The sequence below is a fragment of the Clostridium sp. 7_2_43FAA genome (assembly GCF_000158375.2).
Taxonomy (GTDB): domain Bacteria; phylum Bacillota; class Clostridia; order Clostridiales; family Clostridiaceae; genus Clostridium; species Clostridium tertium.
In genome coordinates this window covers 1,041,595-1,066,925 of the sequence record NZ_JH815222.1, presented here as the reverse complement: position 1 = coordinate 1,066,925, position 25,331 = coordinate 1,041,595, and the positions used below count along the sequence as shown (strand labels likewise).

General features: G+C 26.3%; 28 protein-coding genes. 6 read left to right on the top strand and 22 right to left on the bottom strand.

Annotated features, from left to right (window positions below; all coding sequences use genetic code 11):
* Positions 1-26: 26 nt before the first annotated feature.
* The 3 genes from CSBG_RS06630 to CSBG_RS06620 all read right to left on the bottom strand — a co-directional run bounded on the left by CSBG_RS06630 (position 27) and on the right by CSBG_RS06620 (position 2,533).
* Complete coding sequence (locus CSBG_RS06630) at positions 27-1,181, bottom strand: RNA-binding domain-containing protein (RefSeq protein WP_008678154.1); 1,155 nt, start codon at positions 1,179-1,181, stop codon at positions 27-29.
* Between the two features lie 100 nt (positions 1,182-1,281).
* Entirely contained in the window at positions 1,282-1,839 is a 558-nt protein-coding gene (locus CSBG_RS06625; protein ID WP_008678152.1) for a TlpA disulfide reductase family protein, read from the bottom strand.
* Between the two features lie 13 nt (positions 1,840-1,852).
* Positions 1,853-2,533, bottom strand: coding sequence for a cytochrome c biogenesis CcdA family protein (locus CSBG_RS06620; RefSeq protein ID WP_008678149.1), 681 nt, complete (start codon positions 2,531-2,533; stop codon positions 1,853-1,855).
* A gap of 177 nt (positions 2,534-2,710) precedes the next feature.
* Between CSBG_RS06620 and CSBG_RS06615 the strand changes: the two genes are divergently transcribed.
* Complete coding sequence (locus tag CSBG_RS06615; RefSeq protein WP_008678147.1) at positions 2,711-3,559, top strand: DegV family protein; 849 nt, start codon at positions 2,711-2,713, stop codon at positions 3,557-3,559.
* Positions 3,560-3,596: 37 nt separating this feature from the next.
* On the opposite strand, the gene CSBG_RS06610 is transcribed toward CSBG_RS06615, so the two are convergent.
* The 4 genes from CSBG_RS06610 to CSBG_RS06600 all read right to left on the bottom strand — a co-directional run bounded on the left by CSBG_RS06610 (position 3,597) and on the right by CSBG_RS06600 (position 5,619).
* Complete coding sequence (locus CSBG_RS06610) at positions 3,597-4,331, bottom strand: alpha/beta fold hydrolase (RefSeq protein ID WP_008678145.1); 735 nt, start codon at positions 4,329-4,331, stop codon at positions 3,597-3,599.
* Positions 4,332-4,376: 45 nt separating this feature from the next.
* On the bottom strand, positions 4,377-4,526 hold the full coding sequence (locus CSBG_RS18215) for a hypothetical protein (protein ID WP_008678143.1): 150 nt from the start codon (positions 4,524-4,526) through the stop codon (positions 4,377-4,379).
* A gap of 43 nt (positions 4,527-4,569) precedes the next feature.
* Positions 4,570-4,998, bottom strand: a complete 429-nt coding sequence (locus CSBG_RS06605; RefSeq protein ID WP_008678142.1) for a DUF3783 domain-containing protein — start codon at positions 4,996-4,998, stop codon at positions 4,570-4,572.
* Positions 4,999-5,097: 99 nt separating this feature from the next.
* Entirely contained in the window at positions 5,098-5,619 is a 522-nt protein-coding gene (locus CSBG_RS06600; RefSeq protein WP_008678140.1) for a putative ABC transporter permease, read from the bottom strand.
* Positions 5,620-5,838: 219 nt separating this feature from the next.
* Here CSBG_RS06600 and CSBG_RS06595 point away from each other — a divergent pair, with 219 nt between their 5' ends.
* Positions 5,839-6,699, top strand: coding sequence for a cation diffusion facilitator family transporter (locus CSBG_RS06595; RefSeq protein WP_035285115.1), 861 nt, complete (start codon positions 5,839-5,841; stop codon positions 6,697-6,699).
* Positions 6,700-6,747: 48 nt separating this feature from the next.
* On the opposite strand, the gene CSBG_RS06590 is transcribed toward CSBG_RS06595, so the two are convergent.
* The 5 genes from CSBG_RS06590 to CSBG_RS06570 all read right to left on the bottom strand — a co-directional run bounded on the left by CSBG_RS06590 (position 6,748) and on the right by CSBG_RS06570 (position 11,785).
* Positions 6,748-7,401 carry a hypothetical protein gene (locus tag CSBG_RS06590; protein ID WP_008678137.1) on the bottom strand — a complete coding sequence of 218 codons (654 nt, stop codon included), beginning with the start codon at positions 7,399-7,401 and terminating at the stop codon, positions 6,748-6,750.
* A gap of 8 nt (positions 7,402-7,409) precedes the next feature.
* On the bottom strand, positions 7,410-8,315 hold the full coding sequence (locus CSBG_RS06585; protein ID WP_035285110.1) for a permease: 906 nt from the start codon (positions 8,313-8,315) through the stop codon (positions 7,410-7,412).
* 3 nt (positions 8,316-8,318) lie between these two features.
* Positions 8,319-8,942: a GTP-binding protein gene (locus tag CSBG_RS06580; RefSeq protein WP_035285108.1), complete on the bottom strand. Its 624-nt coding sequence runs from the start codon at positions 8,940-8,942 to the stop codon at positions 8,319-8,321.
* A 10-nt stretch (positions 8,943-8,952) separates the two neighbouring features.
* Complete coding sequence (locus CSBG_RS06575) at positions 8,953-9,894, bottom strand: GTP-binding protein (protein ID WP_008678135.1); 942 nt, start codon at positions 9,892-9,894, stop codon at positions 8,953-8,955.
* Positions 9,895-10,162: 268 nt separating this feature from the next.
* Positions 10,163-11,785 carry a hypothetical protein gene (locus CSBG_RS06570; RefSeq protein WP_008678133.1) on the bottom strand — a complete coding sequence of 541 codons (1,623 nt, stop codon included), beginning with the start codon at positions 11,783-11,785 and terminating at the stop codon, positions 10,163-10,165.
* Between the two features lie 318 nt (positions 11,786-12,103).
* Between CSBG_RS06570 and CSBG_RS06565 the strand changes: the two genes are divergently transcribed.
* Positions 12,104-12,721 carry a DUF975 family protein gene (locus CSBG_RS06565; protein WP_008678131.1) on the top strand — a complete coding sequence of 206 codons (618 nt, stop codon included), beginning with the start codon at positions 12,104-12,106 and terminating at the stop codon, positions 12,719-12,721.
* A 459-nt stretch (positions 12,722-13,180) separates the two neighbouring features.
* Here CSBG_RS06565 and CSBG_RS06560 read toward each other — a convergent pair whose 3' ends face one another.
* From CSBG_RS06560 to CSBG_RS06540, 5 genes are all read right to left on the bottom strand, one after another.
* Positions 13,181-14,137, bottom strand: coding sequence for a calcium/sodium antiporter (locus CSBG_RS06560; RefSeq protein WP_008678127.1), 957 nt, complete (start codon positions 14,135-14,137; stop codon positions 13,181-13,183).
* A gap of 130 nt (positions 14,138-14,267) precedes the next feature.
* Entirely contained in the window at positions 14,268-14,942 is a 675-nt protein-coding gene (gene deoC, locus CSBG_RS06555) for a deoxyribose-phosphate aldolase (RefSeq protein ID WP_008678125.1), read from the bottom strand.
* Positions 14,943-15,057: 115 nt separating this feature from the next.
* Positions 15,058-16,104, bottom strand: coding sequence for a DNA polymerase IV (locus CSBG_RS06550; protein WP_008678124.1), 1,047 nt, complete (start codon positions 16,102-16,104; stop codon positions 15,058-15,060).
* A gap of 11 nt (positions 16,105-16,115) precedes the next feature.
* A complete protein-coding gene (locus tag CSBG_RS06545; RefSeq protein ID WP_008678121.1) occupies positions 16,116-17,066 on the bottom strand; it encodes a DUF4003 family protein in 951 nt (316 codons plus the stop codon).
* A gap of 179 nt (positions 17,067-17,245) precedes the next feature.
* The gene (locus tag CSBG_RS06540) at positions 17,246-18,028 is read right to left on the bottom strand and encodes a hypothetical protein (protein ID WP_008678119.1); all 783 of its coding nucleotides are present in this window, start codon (positions 18,026-18,028) and stop codon (positions 17,246-17,248) included.
* A 160-nt stretch (positions 18,029-18,188) separates the two neighbouring features.
* Between CSBG_RS06540 and CSBG_RS06535 the strand changes: the two genes are divergently transcribed.
* Entirely contained in the window at positions 18,189-18,893 is a 705-nt protein-coding gene (locus CSBG_RS06535) for a hypothetical protein (RefSeq protein ID WP_008678118.1), read from the top strand.
* A gap of 197 nt (positions 18,894-19,090) precedes the next feature.
* On the opposite strand, the gene CSBG_RS06530 is transcribed toward CSBG_RS06535, so the two are convergent.
* Positions 19,091-19,366: a hypothetical protein gene (locus tag CSBG_RS06530; protein ID WP_008678116.1), complete on the bottom strand. Its 276-nt coding sequence runs from the start codon at positions 19,364-19,366 to the stop codon at positions 19,091-19,093.
* Between the two features lie 233 nt (positions 19,367-19,599).
* Between CSBG_RS06530 and CSBG_RS06525 the strand changes: the two genes are divergently transcribed.
* Positions 19,600-20,121 (top strand): manganese catalase family protein, encoded by a 522-nt coding sequence (locus CSBG_RS06525; protein ID WP_008678114.1) that lies wholly within the window; start codon positions 19,600-19,602, stop codon positions 20,119-20,121.
* 107 nt (positions 20,122-20,228) lie between these two features.
* Positions 20,229-20,645 (top strand): hypothetical protein, encoded by a 417-nt coding sequence (locus tag CSBG_RS06520; RefSeq protein WP_008678112.1) that lies wholly within the window; start codon positions 20,229-20,231, stop codon positions 20,643-20,645.
* A gap of 36 nt (positions 20,646-20,681) precedes the next feature.
* On the opposite strand, the gene CSBG_RS06515 is transcribed toward CSBG_RS06520, so the two are convergent.
* From CSBG_RS06515 to CSBG_RS06500, 4 genes are read right to left on the bottom strand one after another with little or no spacing between them, the layout of a single operon-like run.
* Positions 20,682-21,419, bottom strand: a complete 738-nt coding sequence (locus tag CSBG_RS06515) for an amino acid ABC transporter ATP-binding protein (protein ID WP_008678110.1) — start codon at positions 21,417-21,419, stop codon at positions 20,682-20,684.
* Between the two features lie 12 nt (positions 21,420-21,431).
* The gene (locus CSBG_RS06510; protein WP_008678108.1) at positions 21,432-22,868 is read right to left on the bottom strand and encodes an ABC transporter permease subunit; all 1,437 of its coding nucleotides are present in this window, start codon (positions 22,866-22,868) and stop codon (positions 21,432-21,434) included.
* A gap of 39 nt (positions 22,869-22,907) precedes the next feature.
* Entirely contained in the window at positions 22,908-24,062 is a 1,155-nt protein-coding gene (gene thiI / locus CSBG_RS06505; protein ID WP_008678105.1) for a tRNA uracil 4-sulfurtransferase ThiI, read from the bottom strand.
* Entirely contained in the window at positions 24,059-25,204 is a 1,146-nt protein-coding gene (locus CSBG_RS06500) for a cysteine desulfurase family protein (protein WP_008678103.1), read from the bottom strand. The genes thiI and CSBG_RS06500 overlap by 4 nt, the downstream gene beginning before the upstream one ends.
* Positions 25,205-25,331 lie beyond the last annotated feature (127 nt).

Sequence of the window (25,331 nt, the reverse complement as noted above, 5' to 3'; positions counted from 1 at the left end):
TTGTGATAAAATCACAAACTTACTTATTATTTATCATATATACTTACACCTGGCAATATAACCTTAAAATAATCATCTTTAATTGAATTTATTAGCTTGACTTTTCCAAACCCATAAAAAGCTTTTTTCATTCTTGAAAACCCTCTTCCGTTATTTAAAAATCTTTTATTATTATCTAAAGTTATTAATTTTTCATATATCCAAATATTTCTTTTACTATGGCTTATTTCCTTACCTAAATTGCTTTTTTCTATCAAGGCCCCCGGGCTATTTATAGATACAGATTTATATCCAATACTTATTTCTATAACTCTATTTACTGATGAGTATTTTCTATACAATACTGCATTTTTAACTCCCTCTATTATTGCAGATGATGGGTAATCATTTGGCATTAAATCATAAATTACTCTTTCTGATTTATCTACCATTTCTAATATACTACCTTGAATTACAATAACTTCATCTTTATTTTTATTTATTCTATTTATAATTTTTATCATATTCTGAGGTATCCATAAGCTATTATAATTTGAGAATATTAACAATCCACCTAAAGTACAATTCATCTTTCCACTTTCTTTTTCCCTATATGCTATTCTAGAACTTTCTAAAAGAAATTCTTTATTTTCTTCATTTAACTCTATTCCTTTATTTTTAAAATACTGTCTAAGCAAATCTTCATCTAAAAATGAAATATCACTTTTCATCACTGTAGATGTTTCCATAAAAAAATCTAAATTTTCTTCAAAGGCTTCAATTAATTCTTGTTTTCTCATTGTATCTGTAGTCGATCCTCTTCTTATGTAAAATGCTCCACTTTCCCTTATTTGGTATGGCTTTTGATCTCCTGAATATATAGTTATTACACATATCCTCTTCCCCTGTATCTTGCATGTATCAACAGATATTGGTATAGGAGGCTCACATCTTGATGATACTATTTGCTGCACTTGCTCTTCTTTTATAATTTCTGATTCATTTACACCGATAATTTCTTTACTTTTATCTTCTACACCTATTATTATATAACCTCTTCCACCTCTAGAGTTAGCAATAGCACAAACATCCTTCGCAAGCTCTTTTTTATTACCTTCTGATTGTAAGGATAGCTTTAATTTAAAATCTAGTTTTACCCCTTCTTCCTTTTTAATTAAAGAAAGCAACCTCTTGCTATCCACCTAAATATCCCCCTAACTAAAAATCATTATATTTTATACTACTATAAAAATATAAGATCAGACACATAAACTTTTGCCTGACCTTACATTTTCTAAATCTTTACTTTATAAGCTTCTTAATATAATCATTTAATATTTTTTCATCAATTAATCCCTTATTGTCTTTAACTATATTCCCATCTCTATCTATAAATATAGTTCTTGGTATTGCTTGAACAGCATAGGCATTTGCAGCACTAAATTTTGTATCAAATACTATTTTCATATTTAAGTTATTTTCTTTTAAATAATTTAATGCCTTTTCTTTAGTTTCTCTTTGACCATCTGTAAGATTTACCATAAGTATTTCAACATCATCACCATACTTTTCCATAGCATTTTCAAAATATGGCATTTCTGCTTTACATGGTCCACACCAACTTGCCCATATATTTACTACAACTGGTTTTTCCCCTTTAAAATCAGATAATTTTATGGCATTTCCATCTTCATTATAAACTTCAAAATCTGGAGCCGATTTATAATCTGTTGAGCTATTTCCATTTGTTGCATCTATAGGCATATATTCTCCTGATAAATATCCATATCCAAACTTTACTATTACAATTAATAAAATTAAAGATATAATTATTGTTATTAATTTTTTCTTATTATTCAAACTTTTTACCTCCCTAATTAAATGTAAGTAATGATAATAATAAGTTTAAGTATCCTGTTATCATTAAAATACCTATTATAATTAATAATATCCCTGAAATTGTATTAATAATCTTGTAATTTTTCTTAATAAAAGTAAAAGCACCCTTTAAGGTATCAATTAATAATGCTGATATTATAAATGGAATTCCAAGACCTAAGCTATAAGTAAGTAACATAAATATCCCTTGCATTGAATCCTGGCTATTTGCTGCTAGCATTAAAGCAGATCCCAAAAATGTTCCAACACATGGTGTCCATCCTATTGCAAAAACAACTCCAAATAATACTGATGAAATTAAATTAAGATTATTTAAATTACTTTTATTTTTTAATTTAAAGCTTCTATCTAAGATTGATATTTTTAACACTCCAATGTAATTTAATCCAAATAAAATTAATAATGCTCCTGCTACAACATTAAAAGTTTTCATATATCTTTGTATAAATACTCCAAAGGTTCCAGCCGCTCCACCTAGAATTGTAAAGACAATTGAAAATCCAATTACAAATCCAATAGAGTTTATCAAAGCCTTATTACTCTTTCCCTCATCATTACCTCCCATAAAATATGAGACATATATAGGAATCATAGGTAATATACATGGGGAAATAAATGTTATTATTCCCTCTAAAAATAGAATAAAATAATTCACAACATCACTCCTCTTCTTTTTTGATAGTATATCATAATATTTGGAATAATTGAATAAGTTACTTTTTTGATACCTGAATTATCAAAAACACCTAATCTAGTTTTAAAAACTAGATATTGACTTTATATAATTTTATGATGTATTATTTATATAACGATATGCGAAAGGAATGTTTATATGAATAAAATTGCTTTGATAACTGATAGTACATGTGGTTTACCTAAAGAATATATTAATGAATACGATGTTAAGGTTGTTCCTTTAAAAATATTATATAAAGATAAAGAGTTTATAGATGGAATAAATATTACACCTGAAGAAGTTTATTCTAAATTACCAAAAGAGCTACCAACCACTTCTATGCCATCTGTAGATGATATAACATCTTTATATAATGAATTAATTAAAGAAGGTTATACTCAGGCTATAGTTTTACCTGTATCATCTGGATTATCTGGTACAATAAATAGCTTTAAACTGGCTAGTGAAGAATTTAAAGATAAAATAAATACATTTATATTTGATACTAAAATTTTGTCAATGGCAGTTGGATTAATCGTAATAGAAGTTGGTAAGATGATTAAGAAAAAAATGAATTTTGAAGATATATGTAATATAATCCCTAAGCTTAGAGAAAATTTATGGATGTATTTTACTGTAGACACTTTAGAATACTTAATAAAAGGTGGTAGAATTGGCAAAGTCACTGGAGGAATAGGTGAAATACTAAACTTAAAGCCTATTATAACTATGGACGATAATGGTTCATATACAAATTATACAAAAGTAAGAGGATCTAAACAAGCATTTAAAAAACTTCTAGACTTATCTACAGATATTTTAAATAAAGGTAAAGGAAAAGTTATAATAATGACTGGCACTATGCATGAAGAAGCTGAAAAGCTTAAAGAAATTTTATCTTCCCATGAAAATACTACTTTTATTTATAAGGGTACTATAACTCCAGCAGTTGGAATTCACTCTGGACCTAGATTATTAGCTGTTGCTGTTATGTCTGAAATATAAAAAAATAGATATTGTAAACTTATAATGTTTACAATATCTATTTTTCTAAAAATTCTAAAGTTATCTTTATCATTTCTTTTTGCTGTTCTTCCCAAGATATCTCTGGCTCATTGTCACCACTTTGGTATCCATACACTCCAAATTGTGCATGATTCCCACCATCTATTTCTTTAAAGACTGCTTCTGTTGGTAAATTTTCTTTGCTTTCTTCTATGTTATCTATAGTTGTTAATCCATCATTTTCGGCATATATACTAAGAACTTCTATATCATTATCTGATAAATCACTACTTCTTGCAGGATAGGAAGCTAAAAATATTACCCCTTTAACTATGTCTTGATTATTTTCTGCAAACATAGCCGCACTTACTCCTCCCATAGAATGTCCACCAACATACCATTTCTCTATATCTGTCTTCATTTTTATAAATTTGCTTGCTTTATTATTATCTAAAATTGACAAATTAAAATTAACATCTGCAATTGCTAATAAATATCCCTCCTTTGATAACTCATTAGCATAATAAGAATAACTTAAAGGTTCAACCAAAGCACCAGGATATAAGACTATTCCTACATTTTTATTATTTTGTTTTGGATAAAATACATAAAAGCCTTCTTCCTTAGAATATTCATCTACGCTTATGGTATTAAATAATTCATTTAATGGTTTATATGTGTTGCTTGTCCAAATTATAAATCCTAAAAATGTTAATATAATAATACTTAAAATAATATTTAATATATATTTAGTTTTTTTATTTAATTTCATTTTGCGCCTATTAAAATTAAGATAAGACCTTAAGTCTTATCTTAATTATTTTTCTAAATTTAATTTTATAACTTCTAAATCTTCCTCATTTATTTCAAGTAACTTTATAATTGTTTCTTCATCTAATCCTAAACTTTTGAGATTTAAAAATCTAGTTGTTATTGTTTGTAACTCAACTTCTCTTTTAACACCCATTTATAATCTCCTCTTTTAACTAATAACTAAATTATAAAATGTATTATTCTTCATCATGTTCAAAATCTTTACCTGTTTTCATTGCTATTCTTTCAGCAACTAAATTTTTCAACAATACATTTACAGTCCATTCTCTTGATGTTTCTGTAACTGTTGCTTTTAAAACATTTTTAACTCTAAACTTCTTTAAGTTTTCAATGAATATACCCATTTTAGCACCAGGAATATTATTAAATATAATTGCTTTATTCTTTATCCCATCTTCTAAATCATTTAATATATTACCTTCTAGTACATCTTTTACAATTGAGTTTCCATTTTTATAACTTAAGATAATTTTATCTCTAATGCCGATCATTCCAGCAAGATTGCTTACTGTTTTAATTTCTTTTGCATTAAAGTTACATAAAATTACACAACTCCTACCATCTTTAACTTCTGTATCTTTTACATCTAATTTTTCAAATGACATAATCTTCTCCTTCTTAACTAATTTTATTTATATAACTATATCATATAAAAATACTAAGAATTAAGCAACCTTGAATTTATGTGATAAATCTATTTAATATTAATTTTGAATTATAGGATTTCTATGAAGTATTTTTACAGTTATTATTAAATCAAATAACATTATAAAAAAAAGAATAAAATTTGTTACTCTAAATAATTTTTCTAAACTTAAATATATATTATTTATGGTAGGTTGAACTAAATTAATCCCTACATAACATAATATCATCCAATACAAGGAAAATCTTAATGTTATTAACCCTTTATAGTTATATTTTAATTTAGAATAATCCCAGTATTGTTTATTAAATATTTCTTTTAATAGATATCCACTTATAAACTCCACACTTGTTGGAACTATTAAAAATAATATAAGAGTTGTTATAATATTAAAATTAAAATATTTATCACACAATACTAAAATAGTAAAGGCAATACCATACATTGGCTTATATGGCCCTTTCATAAAACCTTCTTTTTTAAAATTTCCAGTTATTATATAACTATAGACACCTTCAATTATCCAACCTACTATGGAATATAATATAAAATTAAATAAAGTAAAATTTATTATAGTCACAAGAATACACCGACCTTCACTAATTTTACTTTTAGTTTAACCAAAATATATTTATAAATACCTTCTCAATAATTAAATCTTTCCCCTTACCCCTAAATTTTGAAACTAACATTTATTTACACCAATTTCTTCTATTTTACATTTCTTATTTCATTGTAACTTTTATATTTTGTAGGAATAAAATGAAATTATAGATTATTTGTAAAGGAGAGAACTAAAATAGAATCTAATTATAAAAAAGTTAAAATTATATTATTAGTAATATTAATTGCCAATATAGTTGTTGCAGTATCAAAAATAGTAGTTGGATTAGTTATTAATAGTGCTAGTGTGATGGCTGATGGCTTTCATTCCATTTCAGATGGTGCATCGAATATTGTAGGAATGATTGGAATCGTTATGGCTTCAAAACCTAAAGATATCGATCATCCATATGGTCATAAAAAATTCGAAACAATTGCAAGTATGTTTATAGGCACAATGCTTCTATTTATATCTTTTAATGTTATTAAATCTTCTATTAGTAAATTATTTAATCCTTCAACATTAGAAGTTAGTCTAGAAAGTTTAATTATTATATTAATAACTTTATTTATTAATATATTTGTTGCCTCTTATGAAAATAGGCAAGGTCAAAAGCTTAATAGTCAATTATTAATAGCTGATTCTCTTCATACTAAGAGTGATATTTTTGTCTCCATTGGAGTACTTATAGCTTTATTTTCTGTAAAACTTGGACTTCCACCTGTAATAGATACAATTACATCTTTTGTTGTTGCTTTCTTTATTCTTCATGCATCTTACGAAATATTTAAAGATAATCTTTCTTCTTTAACAGATAAGGTGATGTTAGATCAGGAAGTTGTTGTTGATATTTTAGATGAATTTGATGATATTAAAAATGTTCATAATATTAGATCTAGAGGATATAAGGATTATGTATTCTTAGATATGCACATAAAAGTAGACTCAAAATTAAGCGTTGATGAAGCACATAGCCTTGTTCATAAAGTTGAGAATACTTTATCTGATAGACTAGGAAAAAAAATAGATATCATTATTCATGTTGAACCTGAATGATTATAAATAAAGTGACTAGTTATAAAAGATATAACTAGTCACTTTTTGTTAAAAATATTGGTTATCTGGTGGTTTCACCTTAATATATTCCTCTATGTTAAAGTAATATTCTCCATCATATTCTATTTTACCTAAAGCTTTAATCCATTGCCCTTCATTTAAAGTATCTTGACATATTGAATTCAATCCTATTATTACTGAATCTGCTACACAGCAGTTCATTTCTTCTCTTGCTAAAATAAATTTTTCTTCTCCATTATGCTTGTGTACAAATCCAGTGAATATTATATATTTCCCTAAATACTCTTGTCCACTTTCATTAATTTCTTCAATTATATGATGATTTTCATAAGATATTTCTATTGCTTGATTCCCATAACTATTTTTAAATTTATGGTCATTTTTACCAAATTGCTCTTGAGAAACAAAGTCATTTAATAATATAAAAACTCCAATTGCTAAAGTAAATATTATAGGTATATAACTAATTGAATTATCTTTTCTAGTATTGAAGCTTATAACTTTAAATATTTGAACTATAATCAAAACAGGTAATATTACTAAAGCTATATATAAATTTTTAGCAGTTTTAGGACTTAAAAAATTATATATATAACCTGACATCATTAAATAACCAATAAATGCTGTTAAAAGAATTAATATTAATAGCCATATAAATTCATCTATATTAAATTTCTTCATATTACCTCCTATATGATTATTGTTAAACTTACTGAAAACGCTAGTACAACTAAAACAATTAAGGTAATAAGTTTAATTGTAAATCCTTTTTTAAAATACGATCCAACTATTATAGCATTTTTTAAATCTATCATTGGTCCAAGTATCAAAAATCCTGATATAGCTGGTAGTCCAAAATGATCTAAAAATCCTTTTGCTATAAATGCATCAGCTTCTGAACATAAAGAAAGTAAGAAGGAAAGTAACATCATTACAATTATAGCTAAATACTTTCCATTTGCCATATTATTTAGCATAGTTTCATCAACCATAGTTATAAATATACTAGATAGAAAAGACCCAAATATGTAGTACTTTAATATATTTGAAAACTCCTTATTAGCATGCTCTAAACATAACCTTATTTTTGATTTATTATAAAAATAATCTGTTACTACACAACCACAGTCACATAAATTTTCATAATCAAAAGTATTTTTTATAATTTCTTTTCTTCTATTGGTTAATAAATCTATTAAAATTCCTATAATTATAGCACATAATATTCCACCAAATACTCTTACTAAAACAACTCTTATGTCATTAAATGCATAAAAAGTTGATGCCATAACTACAGGATTAACAATAGGAACACAAAGCATAAATACTATTGAAACTCCTACAGGTACTCCTTTTTTAATTAAGCTTTTTGCAATAGGTACTATAGCACATTCGCATATTGGAATAAAAACTCCAGCAAATGCTGCAAATATTATTGAAATAAACTTATTTTTAGGAAGTATTTTTTTTACTAATTCCTCTGAAATGTACATTTGTATTACTGCTGAAACAATGGATCCAATTAATATAAAAGGTAATGCTTCTAAAATCATGCTTATAAATGTGTTAGCCCATTTTTCTAAACCAATACCCACCCTTTATCTTCCCTCCTTATTAAGAAGAGTTTTAATTCTCCTAGTCAATATACTTTCTTTAAAATAACTACTTGATTTCAAATCTTCTTCTAAATTATTTATGCTTAAAGAACATATAATTGGCGCAGTAAGATTAATACTTTCAAGTATATTTACTAAGCTTTTTCTTTTTTCTTCATTTATAGAATTTAAATTATTTAAAACAATAATTTTACTTGATTGTACAAATGGTATTATAAGCTCTCCCATATTTTTTAAATAAACTTCTAAGTTACTTGATTCTCCTATATAATAATTTCCATAGAAATTTATTTTTTCTTTAATTTTTTTATTCTTAATAAGATTGGCAATTACATCTAAACTATAAGTTCCATTAAATTCTATTATTATCCTATTGTAATTTTTATATTTTATTTCGTCTAACAAAACACTTTCTATATTATTGCAATTATTTAAATAAATTATTTTTACATTCCTAAAACCTTTTTCAATATTAGTAGATCCTCTTTCTAGAAGAACTACTAATATTTCTTGTTTACTGCACACTTCTGTTTTCAAATACGAATTTATAAAAGATGTTTTACCTGAGCCTAAAAATCCGCTTACAACTTCTAGCCTACACTTCATTTTCTTATCCTCATTTAAAAAGCCCTTTTAGCTCTTCTTTGTTTAATTTAATACCAATAAAAGATATTACACTACTGTTATTATCTTTTATTTCTCTAATATCAAATTCATCTTTTACAAAATCAAACTGCCCATAGCTTCCATCTATAAGCTTAATAATTCCCTTAGCTCTTAACACATCCCCATAGCTTTTTGATGAAGATATAAATTTAAACTTTGATATTAATTCTAATTTAGATATCTTAGAATTAGGATATATTGCAAAAGTTTCAAAAACTTCATCAGCTTTCTTGAACTCTTCTAACTTTTTACTTAATCTAGGCTTAAATAAGTTACTGCTCTTTAAATTTAAACTTTCATAGTCATTTTGATTTAATATTTCCTTTCCCTTTATCTTTCTCCAATCTTCACTAATAATAACTGCTCGTTTATTTAATTTTCTTATTTTTGAAACTACCTCTTGTACTTTTTCATAATCTAACTTTTGAACTCTACTTAAAACTATTTTCTTAGTATTTAATATTTGATCTTCATAAAAATTTTTAAAATTATTAATATACATATCAAATTTTTCAGGATCAATAACAGTAATTATATTATCAACTTCTAATTTTTCTTTTAATTTTCCTTCCCTAAATACTTTTATTATATCTGTTAACTTTGCAACCCCTGAAGGTTCAACAATTATTCTATCTGGATTATATTTTTCTATTACTTCTAATACTGCTTCCTTAAAATCACCAGTAACTTGGCAACAAATACAGCCTGAATTTATTTCCTTAACTTCTATACTAGATTGTCTAAGTATAGCTGCATCAATACTTACCTCTCCAAACTCATTTTCTATAATTGCTATGTTTTTTTCATATGCTCCTTCAGTAATAAGTTTTTTCATAAGAAAGGTTTTTCCTGCTCCTAAAAATCCTGAATATATATCTATTTTTATCTTCATTTAACACCTCTATATAAAACTTGCTCTTATAATGTTCTAAACATTTTATGTGTTAAATTTAAATTATATTACTACTTTTATTAACAAAATAATTATTAAATATAAATCATTTTATTCTTTGCTCCAAAATTAAAAGGGGATATCAGCGATATCCCCTTTTAGTTACAATGTAAATTTGTAGTAATATTTCATATATTAAACTAACTAAATATTTTTAACTTAATTTTACATTTAAATTTTTAATTTTGTGACAGCATATTTAATTTTATTAATTTTGTATTCCCTTTAAACTAATATTTTCAAATGAATTTGTTAATATAAATTTTCCATCTCCAACTTTTATAAATTTAACTACTATCTTATCACCAACAGAACTTAATGCTACTTCTCTTGATGTTTCTGTTGAAACTGAAAATATATTATCATTTCCTTTTATTCTTATATCATAAATACTAGTTCCATCCTTAACAACTAATCCAATTCTTTCGATTTCACCTTCTAATGTTTCTTCACTATTACTTCCTTCAAGTGAAATATTAGTATTTGTTAATCCTTCTAAATATTTATTAAGAGTTGACTGTAATGAATCTCCAACTCCCACTATATTGTAGTTTCTGACATTTACCATAGCATATTGTTTAACTAATCCATTAGAATCTTTTAAAGTCATAAAATAAGTTGGTTCATTTTGTATATTTATTAAATACGGCAGGGTTGCTGTATATCCATATTGTTGAACCTTACCTTGTGCAGATTTCATACTTGCAGTTTCTGTTGCTCCTGATGTTTTATATAAGTTTGTTTCACCTGTTCTTGTATTAGTTAAAGTAAACCCTACTAACCCTTCATCATTTCCCACTGATGTTACTCCAGTAAAATAATAACATTCATCATTATTAAATATTAAATTCATTCCATCTGTAGACTTTAACTTATCTTTATCACTAAAGTTAAATACCCCATGAACAAGTTCTCCCCATTTATCTATATAATTTTTTATATATCTATCTGGTTGAATTCTATCTATCCACTTTGGTGCATCTTCTATTCCATAAATATTAGATTCTCCAGTCTCAGCATCTAACACTAATACTCCTGTTGCTTTTGCTTCTGTTATTCCAATAGCATTGTCATATCTAGTAACAACCCAATATGGATTTCCCTCATCATCTAATTCAAATGTAAAATCAGTATGCCCTGCTTTCATATCTTTAATATAAGCTGCTCTGTGCAAATCACTAAAAAGATACGCTGATTCTAAATATTTAATTTTAATATCTTTTCCATTCACTTCTGTTACTAATTGAACGTCACTTTCATTTGTTGCACTTATCTTTATATATCCTGTTGTTCCTTCTCTGTTAGTAAACCATTTAAATAATGATGAATGCTCTAAAGGGGCAACATAGTAAAGTTGTCCACCCACGCTTTGTAATGTTAAATCTCCAATAGTTACTTGGCTTCCTAAGCTAGGTATTTCCCCTAATTTTTTATCTGCCAACTTATATGCTACTTCTTTATCTATTGTTGGTAATTGCTTTAAATCTATATGCTCAATTTCATTACTAAATTCAACACCTTCAATATTACCAATTAATTCTCTATGAGCTTTATAGCTAACTATAGGACTAAATACCACTAATGATAAAATATAAATTACAGCTACTATAACTGCTGCTAGTCCATACTTCTTATTAAATGTAAAAAAAGCATAAACTGCTGTTACTACAACAAATATTCCTACAATATAAAATGAACTTAATGTAAAATCTAATATCAACTTACTATTAAAAGCTAAAAATATTCCTGCTACTATGTAAGCTGTAATTAGCCATCCTAGATATTTTAAAAATGATCCTTTTTTTGGTGTAATGTTTCTAATATTATCCATATTCATCCCCCAGATATTTTTTACTGTTTTATATAGTATATATTACAGTATAATGTAATGTTTGTAAATATATTTTTTTAAAATCTTTACCTCTCATTAAAAACTATAAAACTATACTATGTATTTTTATTTACTTTTTATTTGTAAGGATATTAGCTATTTAATATTAAAATATAATTTCTTATTAAGTTCATAATTTAATAAGAAATTATATCTTCTAAAAATTAAAAATTTTAATTGAAAAATATTAGATATAACTATTAGATATAATTAGGAAATATTATATAATAATATTAAAATAAGTTTTAGAGGTGTATAATGAATAGAGCTGAATTAAAATCTAAAGCAAAAGAACAATTAAAAGGTCGTTGGGGCTTAGCAATAATTACTGTTCTTGTATCAAATTTAATTATTAACTCCTATAACATGTCTAAGGGTGTAGATTTCGTAATAGAAATTTCAGAAAACTTAACTCTTACATTAAACTTAATCTCTTTGATATTTGGTGGTGTTGTATCTACTGGTTTAAGTAAATTTCTTTTAAACTTTACAACTAATAGAGAAGAACCTAAATTTGCAGATTTATTTTCACAATTCAAAATATTTTTTAAGGCACTTGGATTATTTATTATAATGGGAATTGCTATAATATTAGGAACATTATTTTTCATCATTCCTGGAATTATAGTAGCTTTAATGTTTTCACAAGCATTTTATATTTTAGCTGAAAATCCTGATAAAGGAATAATACAATGTTTACAAGAAAGTTCAAATCTTATGTACGGCTATAAATGGGAGTTATTTATACTACAGCTTTCATTTATTGGATGGTGGTTGTTATCAGGATTAACATTAGGTATCGGTAGTTTATGGGTTGATCCTTATCAAAAAGTTACAGAAACAAACTTTTATTTAAAATTAAAATATGATATATAAAAATAGGAGTTTTAATTAACTCCTATTTTTATATTCCTTTAAATAGGGAATAATATCTACTATTGCAAGAATTATGGCAACAGCTTCAGTTACAAATACTAGTAAAAACTTCACTCATATCATATCCTTAATCTTTCTATTAATATAATATGATTTAAAGTGCCTTAATGATAAAATAGTCTGTAATAAACATTTGTTTATTACAGACTATTTTATTTAATTACTATTTACCCCATTGATTATTTGTAGCTGTCTTTTTTGCTCCATGACATCCACATTCATCAGTATGTTTCTTTTCTTCTGCTTTTTTATTTTTACAACCACATCCATTAGTCATCTTAAACACCTCCTATAACTTACATCCTTATTATTTGTTTCTTGTACAAATTTAATGTTATAAAAAATGTTGTATATATGGATTAATAACTAATATAAAGCTTTATTTTTCCAAAGTAAATATTAATTTCTCGATATTATGTAAATCATATATATAATATATAAAAGTACTAAAATTAAACCTTCAAGCTTATCAAGCTTTAATTTATCTTTCTTTCCTTTGAACATAAAAATTCCAAGTATTATAGAAATCACTATTAAAAATAATATATCTATTAATAGTGATGAAGAAATTGGAATTGCATTAATTGAAGATGAAACTCCTAGTATTAATAAAATATTGAATATATTTGAACCTAATACATTTCCTATAGCAATATCATTTTCTCCTTTAATTGATGCTATCATCGTAGTTACTAATTCTGGCAATGAAGTACCTACAGCCACTATAGTTAATCCGACTAGTTTGTCACTTAATCCAAAAGAATATGCTATATCTGATGCTGAACTAACAACTAAATTACCACCAGCTATAATTCCTATAATTCCCAATATTATTTTTATTATACAACTTAAAATTTTTATATCTTCTTCCTCTTCTGAATCTTCTTCTTTTCTACTTTTAGCAGATTTAATTAAATACACTGTATAAATTGTACATAAAATTAATAATATTATTCCTGATATTCTTGTTAAAGCAGCTTCTTTATTTAATAATACTCTTCCAAAAGTCAAAACTAATAAAACAATTGAAACGACAATATTTATTATATAATCTTTAATTACTGAATTTTTCTTAATTACTATAGGCATTATAATTGCTGTTACTCCCAATACCATAAGGGTATTAAATATATTAGATCCTAACACATTTCCAATTGTTATTCCATTATTACCTTCAAAGGAAGCTATTAAGCTAACTGATAGTTCTGGAGCACTCGTTCCTAAAGATACTATTGTTAACCCTACTATTATTGATGGTATTCCAAACTTTTTAGCTATTTTTGCAGCTCCATCTACAAAAATATCAGCACCTTTTATTAGTAGTATAAAACCTATTATTAATATTAAATAACTCATTACTTCTCCTTTTTTATTTAATTTTATTGAAATGAAAAATTTAAATACATAAGTAAAATTTCTATACTTTATTTACATTAAAATAAGGCAATCCATATTTATAGATTACCTTAAATCAACAGCTTTATAATTAGTAAGTTGAATTAGATTTAGTTCCTTCACAAATTGCTATTGAAGCTGAAGCTCCTATTCTTGTAGCTCCATTTTCAATCATAGCCATTGCATCTTCTAAGCTTCTAACACCACCTGAAGCCTTAACTCCAAGATCTGGTCCTACTGTTTCTCTCATAAGTTTTATATCACTTGCTGTAGCTCCTCCAGTGCTGAATCCTGTAGATGTCTTAACAAAATCTGCTCCTGCTTCCTTTGATAATTTACAAGCTGTTACCTTTTCTTCATCAGTTAAAAGGCAAGTTTCTATAATAACTTTTGTTAAAGCCTTTCCTTTTGCAGCATTAACTACAGCTTCTATATCTTTCTTAACATATTCTATGTTTCCTTCTTTAAGCTTTCCTATATTTATAACCATATCAACTTCTGTTGCACCTTTTTTAATAACATCTTCTGTTTCAAAAGCTTTTACTTCTGTTGTTGTTGCTCCTAAAGGAAATCCAATAACTGTGCAAACCTTCACATCACTACCCTTCAACATATTTGCAGCTTTTTCTACCATAGATGGATTAATACAAACTGATGCAAAATTATACTCTAATGCTTCAGTACAAAGTTTTTCAACTTCCATTTCTGTAGCGTCTGCTTTTAATATAGTATGATCTATCATTCTTGCTAAATCTTTTTTATTCATAAGATCTCCTCCTGTATGTTAAACTATTTTTTTCTCTCAGAAATTTATTATAAATGAAAAGCTTTAGTAATTAAAGGGAGTTTTTAAACAAAACCTATTTTTTATAAAATTTAATTTAGAATAAACGTAATTGTTCCACCTTGTTTTCTTTAAATGATGAAACTGTAACTCCTATTAATCTAACTTCTTCATTTATTTCTTCATTATCTAGTATTTCCTCACAAGTCCTATATATATCCTCAAAATTATTAGTATAATAATTTAATGTTTTGCTTCTTGTATGATTTTGGAAGTCACTTGTTTTATATTTTACTGTAATTGTTTTTCCTTCTAAATTACCCCTTATAAGGTATCCACTTATTTCATTAGAAAAATCCTTTAAATAAAGCATTAATTCTTCTTTATCATGAGTATCACTTTTTAAGGTTCTTTCTTTTCCATAGGATTTCCGATCTCTTTCAACTTCCACTTCCCTATTGTCAATCCCACGTATTCTATCATAAATTTCTAAGCCATACTTTCCCAGGTATTCTATATAAAAACTCTTTGGCATTTCATATAAATCCTTAACAGTAAATATCCCTATATTATTTAGTTTTTCAACTGATTTTTTTCCAACTCCATGTATTCTTGATACTGGAAATGGTAATAAAATATGTGGAATCATTTCTTTTGTAATTATTTTTATTCCATTAGGTTTATTCCAATCTGAAGCTAATTTTGCTAAAAATTTATTATAAGATATACCTACTGAAATAGTTAATCCAATTTCTTTAAGAACTCTATTTTTTATATACCTTGCTGCTTCCATCCCACTTTTAAAGTTGCTATGCGTTATGTCTAAATAAGCCTCATCTATTGAAATAGGCTGTATAATTGAAGTAACGTCCTTTAAAATATCAAAAACTTGATTTGAAACCTCTTTGTATCTAAACATCCTAGTTCTTAAATATATTCCATGTGGACATAACTTTTGTGCCATAAAAATTGGCATTGCAGAATGTACTCCATATTTCCTAGCTTCATATGAACATGTTGATACTACTCCTCTTTCACTAACGCCTCCAACTATAACTGGCTTTCCCCTTAAATTTTTATTATCTAGTTGTTCAACTGATGCAAAAAAAGCATCCATATCGACATGCAAAATTACCCTTTCCATAATTTCTCCTTTTAAGCTAAGGCTTCTGCAAACATTCCTTTATTTTTTGATTTAATAAAACAATATACTCCTTGTGCTAATAATTCATCTACATAATTTCTTTTTTCAGATATAGTTGTAAATGAAATTATTGATATTGCAATAATAGTTCTAAATCCCTTATCCATATAATATTCATATTCACTTTCTTCATCACAAAGCATATCTACTACATCTTCAATTAAATCAACACTTTTTCTCATATCATTATTAGACAGTACTCCTAATAAAGGTAAAAATTGCTGTGCTAATTTTATACCTCTTTTTTCTAATTGTAGCATAAATTCTATTGTTTTATACATATGCCCGGAAGATCCATTTAACATAATGGCATTTGTTAATCCTTGAATACTATTTTTTGACTTGATATTTAAATCTGTCATATGAGTATAAATAGTTTCTATAAACTCATCAATTGTATCAATGTCTATATCATTTAAAGCCCATAAAGCACAAACTAAATAATCATCTTCGCCTGTTATATTATAATATTTTTCTTTTAATAATATATATACGTCTTTCATTTTATTAGCTATTTTATGCTTATCTTTATTATGTCCATATTTAGCTATAACAAATGAAGTTAACACTAAATAATCGCATTCATTAAACCCTTGAAATTTTAAAACATCCATTATTTCATATATATCATCAATTATTTTATTTTCATTTCCTTCTTCTATTGCAATCAATAAAGATAAAATATAAAGCATGTCCCCTCTAAAAGGTGAAACCCTTGATGACGTTGCTTTTATATATTTTCTAATTTCTTTTACTTTTTCAAATGGAATTTCTTTTTCATAATGGGTAAAAACTAAAGATGCAAAATGGTTTATTAAATCTCCATCATTTCTAAGATCTTCTTTTGCATTTCTATAGTTCTCAATGGTCAGATTAATTCTGTCTTTGAGAAGTTTCTCCATATCCAATACTCCCTCACTTTACTTTAAGCATATTAATTTCCCCAATAATATTATACTATAAAAACTGTGTCAGTTTCATAACAAAATTATAACAATTTATAAAACTTACAATAAAGAAGCCAAGGTAAGACTTCATCTTATCTTGGCTCTTAACATTTGTCATTTGTTTATTTTATAAATTAACAACAACAGAATAGTAATGCAAGAGCTGTTAATCCAAACCAGCAGTCACATCCGCAACCACCACAACCGAATCCGCCACAGCCGAATCCACCACAACCAAAGCCACCGCAGCCTCCGCAACAATTATTACAGCATTGCTCTTGAAGCACACTACCCTTTCTATCAAATATGATAGTTAATTTTATAGTATTTTCACAATCCTTTAAAAACATTTGTGGAAATTTACAGAAGAATTTTGATAACCATGGCTTAAAAGATCTTACTATAATTACAAATTCTTGAGGTTCAGAAGATTCTCTAAAGCAACAATTTTTATTTGCATTTTCTAATCCTAAAGTAAAATCGTTATTAATTAATCTATTGTCACAGCTTATACTACCTATATCATTAATATTAAGGTCATCGATATTAAAATCGTTAATGTTAAAATTGTTGATACTTGAATCCCTACCGTTTAAGCCTTCTAAATTAAAATTATTACTAAAATCATTTAGATTATTATTAAAATTATTAATAGAATTATTATTACAGCACGGATTTCTTCTTATTACTCTAATTGGAGTAGAAATTGCTAATAAATCATTACATGGAAGAGCTGGAGCTGGTAAAATTCTATCACAATTAATAATGATAATATTTATCTTTATTCCATCCCCACAGATGCATCTTGGTAAATTTCGCCTAAGCTCTCTTCCTATACATTCATCTGCGCAAATTGTTAGATTATACTCATTGCCTATACAGCCATTGTTTTGTACTCTTGTTAAACATATTTTCATTTGTATTTTCTCCTTTTATCACAAAGTTAGATAATACATAATATGTTTAACTTCTAGTATTGTTTACCCAATATAGATTTATTATTTTACTCATTTAGTTATATATTGGCTATACCTATTAATATAATTCTATGTAACAATAAATTTGAAAGGAATAAATATGGCTAGCAAGAAATTTTCACTATTAAAATCATCAACTGATGAGGTTATTGAAGAAACTACTGTTCCAAAAAAAAGAGATGATTACCCAATAATAGATACAGAAGTAATAGAGTTTATATCCAAAGAATTTCCTGATACATCTAAGGAAATAGGTAACTCTCTTACAAACTTAAAAAATACATTAGAGAAATCCATAGATTATATTGAAGATGTCTCTAGTGCAATAATAAAAAGTGAAAGAAACTTCACATTAAGTAGAAAATATAGAGAAACCTCAATAAGACTTCATGAAATCAGCATTGATATAGAAAAATATATACAATGGATGAATAACTTAAATAATAGTCAAAAGTTTGACTCTACACCTGAAAATGAAAATGGAAGCGAGGATTCTCTCCCCTTAGATGATGAAATTAATAATTATTTTTTAGAAATATGTAGCGATTTCACTGATAAAAATCCTTTATACTTTAAATTAGATAACTCAAAAGTAAAAGTAGACGATTGGAATGATATGGTTATAAAAACTGCAGACATACTTATAAAAAATTATAAGGACTCAAAGAATCTACTATATTCAAACATAACAGTTCCAAATCTTAATACTAAAAAATCACCTCAAAATGATTTTAGGGATACAATAATTGAAATGCTATTAGAATATAAAATAGATTTATCTAGATATTTTATATCAATAAACTAAATAATTCGTATAATAATTGTGTTATTGTCAATACTAATAATGGATGCATTAATTAGTGTCCTCTTAGTATTATGAAAAAAGATGAATGAATTTTTTAAATTCATTCATCTTTCTTTTTATAAGTAAATTCTATTTTATAATTATCAATTATTGTTCATAAAGTAATGTGTAATATTAGTTTAGTATTGCATAAAACTTTATAAACTTCTAACATAAAATCCTTTATTATAAATTTCTTTATCATATTTTATTTCAATATCATTACATAATTTTTCATCTTTCTTAGCTATAGTAAATTTCACTTCATTTATAATTACTTCAAAATCTTCATCTGAAATAAAATCTGCAAATAAATCATAAGCTGGTTTTCCACACCCAACACCCACTACCTTTACTCTTATATGATTATAGCTACTTTTTTCTATTTCATCTAATAATGCCTTTTTTGTACTTTCACTAAATATTATATTCATATTTCTCCTCCTATATATTTTTGTAAAGATAATTATTATTTTATTATATACATGTTTTAATCAATATTCTAGATATTTAAAACTAGAAATAATATTGAATAGATAATATATATATTTTATTGTATTATCAAAATTTCATCCTAATATTTACGCTTAAAGGATTTAGTTCTTTTAATATCACCATACAAATTATTTTCGTATACTATAATAAATAATAATTTAAAGGAGATATTATGAAAAGTGACTTTATAGACTTACATGAAAATTACTCATTAGGATTGCCTTACCCTAAAATAGAAATTGCAGAAAAAAATCCTACTTATGCTAATTTAATAAAAAAAAGTTATGCTGGAACTATTTCTGAATTAACAGCTGTATCACAATATACTTATCAAGGACTAGTTGTCAAGAATGCAATAGGAAATATCTTAAAGAAAATAGCAGAGGTTGAAATGCATCACTTAGAAATTCTAGGAGAACTCATTGTGGCTCTAGGTGAAAATCCAGACTTTTCTATAAATAAAAAAGATAAAAAATTAAACTGGACTTCTAAATTTATATGTACTTGCAATTCAATAAAAGAAATGCTTTTGGAGGATATAAAAAATGAAGAAGAAGCTATAAGGCAATATAGGAAAACAGCTAATTTAATCGACGATGAAAACATAATTGCAATCCTTAATAGAATAATATTAGATGAAGAACTTCATATAAAAATTTTAACTAACTTATATGAAAGGGAAATGAGTAAATAATTAATTTAATTTTTTATTTAATTAATAATAGAATTATGTTATAATGACCTTGTTATTATAATTATTTGATTATGACAATATTTCTTAAATATAAAGGAGTTTTAATTATGGGTTTCAAAGATAAAATGAGTAAATATTTTACAGATGCATATATGGAAAAATACGGGGATAGAATGACTAGCACTGCTGGTACCGTTTTATCTGTAAAAATTGAAGAAAAAAACATACTAGGTATAATAAGAAAATTAACAGCTCATATTTTAATTAAACCAGATATGGGTAAAGGTGTAGTTAAAACTCAATATAAGGCTAGAAAATGGTTTAAAAAGCCAACTTTTATTGATGTTAAACAAGGTCATAAAGTAATCGTTATGGGAATTGAAGGTGAAAAAGGTAAGGCTGATTCAGAAGTTATTACTATTTCAAATATAGCTAATCTAACTACTAAAAAAGACTTACATCCATTTGATCACAATCAAATTAAAAAAGCAAGACAACAAGCAACAAGAATGAGAGCAAGATAATAAAAACAGCCTAAAAATTTAGGCTGTTTTTATTATCTATTTTTCTTCTATTAATCTTAAAAATTCTCTAGTTCTATCTTTTTTAGGCTTTGTAAATATGTCTTCTGGAGTTCCTTCTTCTACGATAACTCCATTTTCCATAAATACTATTCTATCTCCAACATCTTTTGCAAATCTCATTTCATGAGTTACTATTATCATAGTCATATGCTCTTTTGCTAGATCTTTAATTACTGCTAAAACCTCTGAAACTAATTCTGGATCTAAAGCTGAAGTTGGTTCATCAAATAATATTACTTCTGGATTAATTGCTATTGCTCTTGCTATACTAACTCTTTGCTTTTGTCCTCCAGATAGAGTTTTAGGATAAACATCTTTTTTTTCTAATAGTCCAACTTTTTTTAGTGCTTTACTTGCTATATCATTTGCTTCTTTTTTATCTATTTTCTTAACTACAATTAATGCTTCTGTTACATTTTCAATAACAGTTTTATTATTAAATAAATTATAGTTTTGAAAAACCATTGCTGATTTAGATCTTAAATTATGAATATCCTTTTTGGAAACTTTATCAACTTCTACCTTTAAATCTCCAATTTGAATTTGTCCTGAAGTAGGTACTTCTAAATAATTTAAACATCTTAAAAAAGTTGATTTTCCTGACCCAGATGGTCCAATCATTACTACTACTTCACCTTTTTTCAGTTCTAAATTTATTCCTTTTAGTATTTCATCATTTCCAAATTTCTTTTTTAAATTATTTATTTTAATCATCTTTGACACCTCTTAGTAAACAGATAGCTTATTTTCTATTGATTTTTGTATAACATTATAAACACTAATTGTTGACCAATAAACTATTGCAACAGCTATATAACTTTCAAAAAATCTATAGCTTGCTGCTGCACTCATTTGTGCTCTAGCTAATGCTTCTGTTACTCCTAATGTAAATGCTAAAGAAGACCCTTTGATATTATCTACAAATACATTTCCAAGGGAAGGTACTGCAACTCTAAACATTTGCGGCATAACTATACGCTTCATTCCTTGCATCTTAGTCATCCCTACTGATAAAGCAGCTTCCATTTGTCCTTTATCTATAGCATCAAATGCACCTCTTAATGATTCTGCAATATAAGCTGAAGCATTTAATGCTAATCCTATAACTGCAGCTGTATAAGCTGTAATCCCCTTCAATTGTGGTATTATTTGGGGTAATCCAAAGTAAAGTAAAAATAACTGAACTAAAAGTGGTGTTCCCCTTAAAAATGATATATAAACTTCTACTAATTGCTTTAATATCTTTATATTATTAATTCTAATTAGAGCTATTATCACTCCAATTACTAAAGCAATTATCATAGATATTATTGATAAACTTAATGTAGTTTTTAAACCACTTATTATACTTATAAATAATGATTTTATATAGTTAGTATTTGATCCTGTTACATCTGTTTTAAGCCATTTATTAGATATTTCAGCAAATGTTCCATCTTCTTTCATATCATTTAAAGCTTTATTTACTTCTGCTACTAGTGTTTCATTTTCTGAACCCTTTATAAATGGGAATGCATTTTCAACAGGTTCTATTGGCTCCCCTGCTAACTCTAATTCTAAGTTCTTTTCATTTATTGTAACTATTGCAGAAATCTTATCTATAACTACTCCATCAATTCTACCAAGTAATAAATCTGTAAAGGCAGCATCTGTATTTTGATATGTTACAACAGAAACTTCATTATTTACATCCTTATCTCTTATTATTTGCTCGTAGTTACTACCAAGATCAACCCCTACTTTTTTTCCTTTTAAATCTTCAAAACTATTAATTGATTTTGTATTTCCTTCTTGTACAATTATTTGCGCTCCACTATAAACATATGGATCACTAAATAAATATTTTTCTTTTCTCTCTTCTGTAATAGTAATTTGATTTGAAATAGTATTAGCTTTATTAGTATCTAATAGTCCAAACAGTCCACTAAAAGATGCAGTTGTAAACTCTATATTATATCCTAATCTATTACCTATTTCCCTCCATACATCAACATCAAATCCTTCTATCTCATCACCATTTAAAAATGTAAAAGGATAATAAGTTCCGGACATTGCAACAACTAATCTTTTCTCACTATTTAAGGCTTCTTTATTATTAGTGCATCCTACAATAACTAATATTGATAGTAATACACTTATAAATAAAGATACTTTTCTCTTCACCCTTATCTTCACTTCCTTATCTTCTGTTCAAAAGCTATATTAGTTAAATACTACAAGCTCTGTTTCTTCAATAGCTTTATTTACTAATTCGTCAATATTTAAAACTTCTTCTGATTTTCTTATTAAATCTACTCTTGGTTTTGTTTTTGGATGTTTTGGAACAAATATAGTACAACAATCTTCATATGGTAATATTGATGTTTCATATGTTCCAATTTCTCTTGCTATATCCATTATATCTGTTTTGTCCATAGCTATTAATGGTCTAAATACTGGTCTATCAGCACAATCATTACTTACCATTAATCCTTCCATAGTTTGGCTTGCTACTTGCCCAATACTTTCCCCTGATGATACTGATTGAATACCGTATTTTTCAGATAAGCTACAAGCAACTCTCATCATAAATCTCCTCATTATTATTGTTAATTCATCTTCCCTACAGCAATTTATTATTGCCATTTGTATTTCTGTAAATGGTACTATATGAAGATTTACTCTTTCTGTATATGTAGCTAATATTTTAGCTAAATCTTTTACCTTATCTTTAGCTCTTTCTGATGTATATGGATGGCTATGATAATATACACAATGTAATTCTACACCCCTTCTAGCCATTAAGTATCCAGCAACTGGAGAATCTATACCACCTGATAACATAAGCATAGTGCTACCATTAATTCCATATGGTAATCCACCTACACCTTTTATTTTATCTTTAGTTGTATATATATATGCATTTTCTCTAATTTCTACATTTACTAAGCATTCTGGATTTTTAACTTTAACTTCTAATCCATTCATATGATAAACTACATAAGCTCCAACTTCTTTTGATGTTTCTAATGAGTTTTTTGGAAATAATTTATTTGCTCTATTAGTTTCAATCTTAAAGTTTTTAGGATTAGCTTCTTTAACTTTTCTTAATGCTTCTTCTTTAATAGCTTCCATGTCTCTTGGAACTTCTGTTACTATACAAACCTCAGCAACTCCAAAAACTTTTCTTACTCTTTCAGTAGCTTCTTCTATATCATCTGCCTTAATAAAATATCTACCTTGATCAGATATTAATGTATGCTCAATTCCTTTTAGTTTTTTCTTTATATTGTCTCTTAATCTTTTTTCAAACTTATTTCTATTTAAGCCCTTTAAAAAAATCTCTGATGCATATTTTACTAATATTAATTTATTCATTTTCTTACTCTCCTTAAAAATGTTAATGAACTTTTTAAAACATCTATAACTTTATCTATTTCCTCTTTAGTATTAAACTTTGAAAATGAAAATCTTATGGCACTTTCTATTTCTTTATTACTTAACCCTAAAGCTTTTATTACATAGCTTCCTGCTACTGCACTAGTTTTTGATGTGCAAGCAGATCCAGTAGCTACAAAAATATCTTTATCTTCTAATAAATGAAGTAACACCTCAGCTCTTACTCCAATAAAAGAAACATTTAATATATATGGTGTAAAATCTTCACTTAAAGGACTATTTATTCGTATATTATCTATTTCTTCTAGCCTTTTTACCATATATTCCTTTAACCCACTTACATATTTAAAATTTTCTTCTTTGTGGTTAAAAGTTATCTCTGCTGCCTTATGTAAACCAACTATAGCAGGTACATTTTGAGTACCACCTCTAAAGCCACCCTCTTGACTTCCACCATTTATTAATGAATTTAAAACTATTCCCTTTTTAATGTAACAAAATCCTATTCCTTTTGGTCCATGAATTTTATGCGCAGATACTGATAACATATCTATATTCATTTTTTTTACATCTATGTCTAACTTTCCATAAGATTGAACTGCATCAACGTGAAGCCTTGCTCTAGAACTTCTTTCTTTTATAATCTCTCCTATGCTCTTTATATCTTGTATTGCTCCCATTTCATTATTGACATGCATTATAGAAACTAATACTGTATCTTTACATATTGCCTCTTTTAAATCATCTAGAGATATCTTTCCATCTTTATCTACATCTAAATATGTAACTTTAACTCCGGTTTTTTCAAGCTCTTTATATGTCATTAAAACTGAGTGATGTTCAAAAATAGTTGTGATAATATGATGCCCAGGCTTTACTAAGCCTTTTATTATTAAATTATTTGATTCACTTCCACCTGATGTAAAATAAATCTCGTCCTTTGATGCATTTATGCTCTTTCCTAAAAATTCTCTTGCTTCAACAAGCTTCTTTTCAGATTTTATACCTATCCTATGGAGAGATGATGGGTTTCCGAAATATTCCTCCATTGCATTGACTACTTCATCTATAACTTCTTTATATGGCTTTGTTGTTGAACTGTTGTCAAAATAAATCTCCAAACTTTATCCCTCCTTCTAATAATATTATTATCTTTTATTATTTCTTAAATTCACAATATAAAACTTAAGCATCCCCTTATTTTTTACGCAAAGAAATATAAACTTTATTATAAATAAATTATAAACT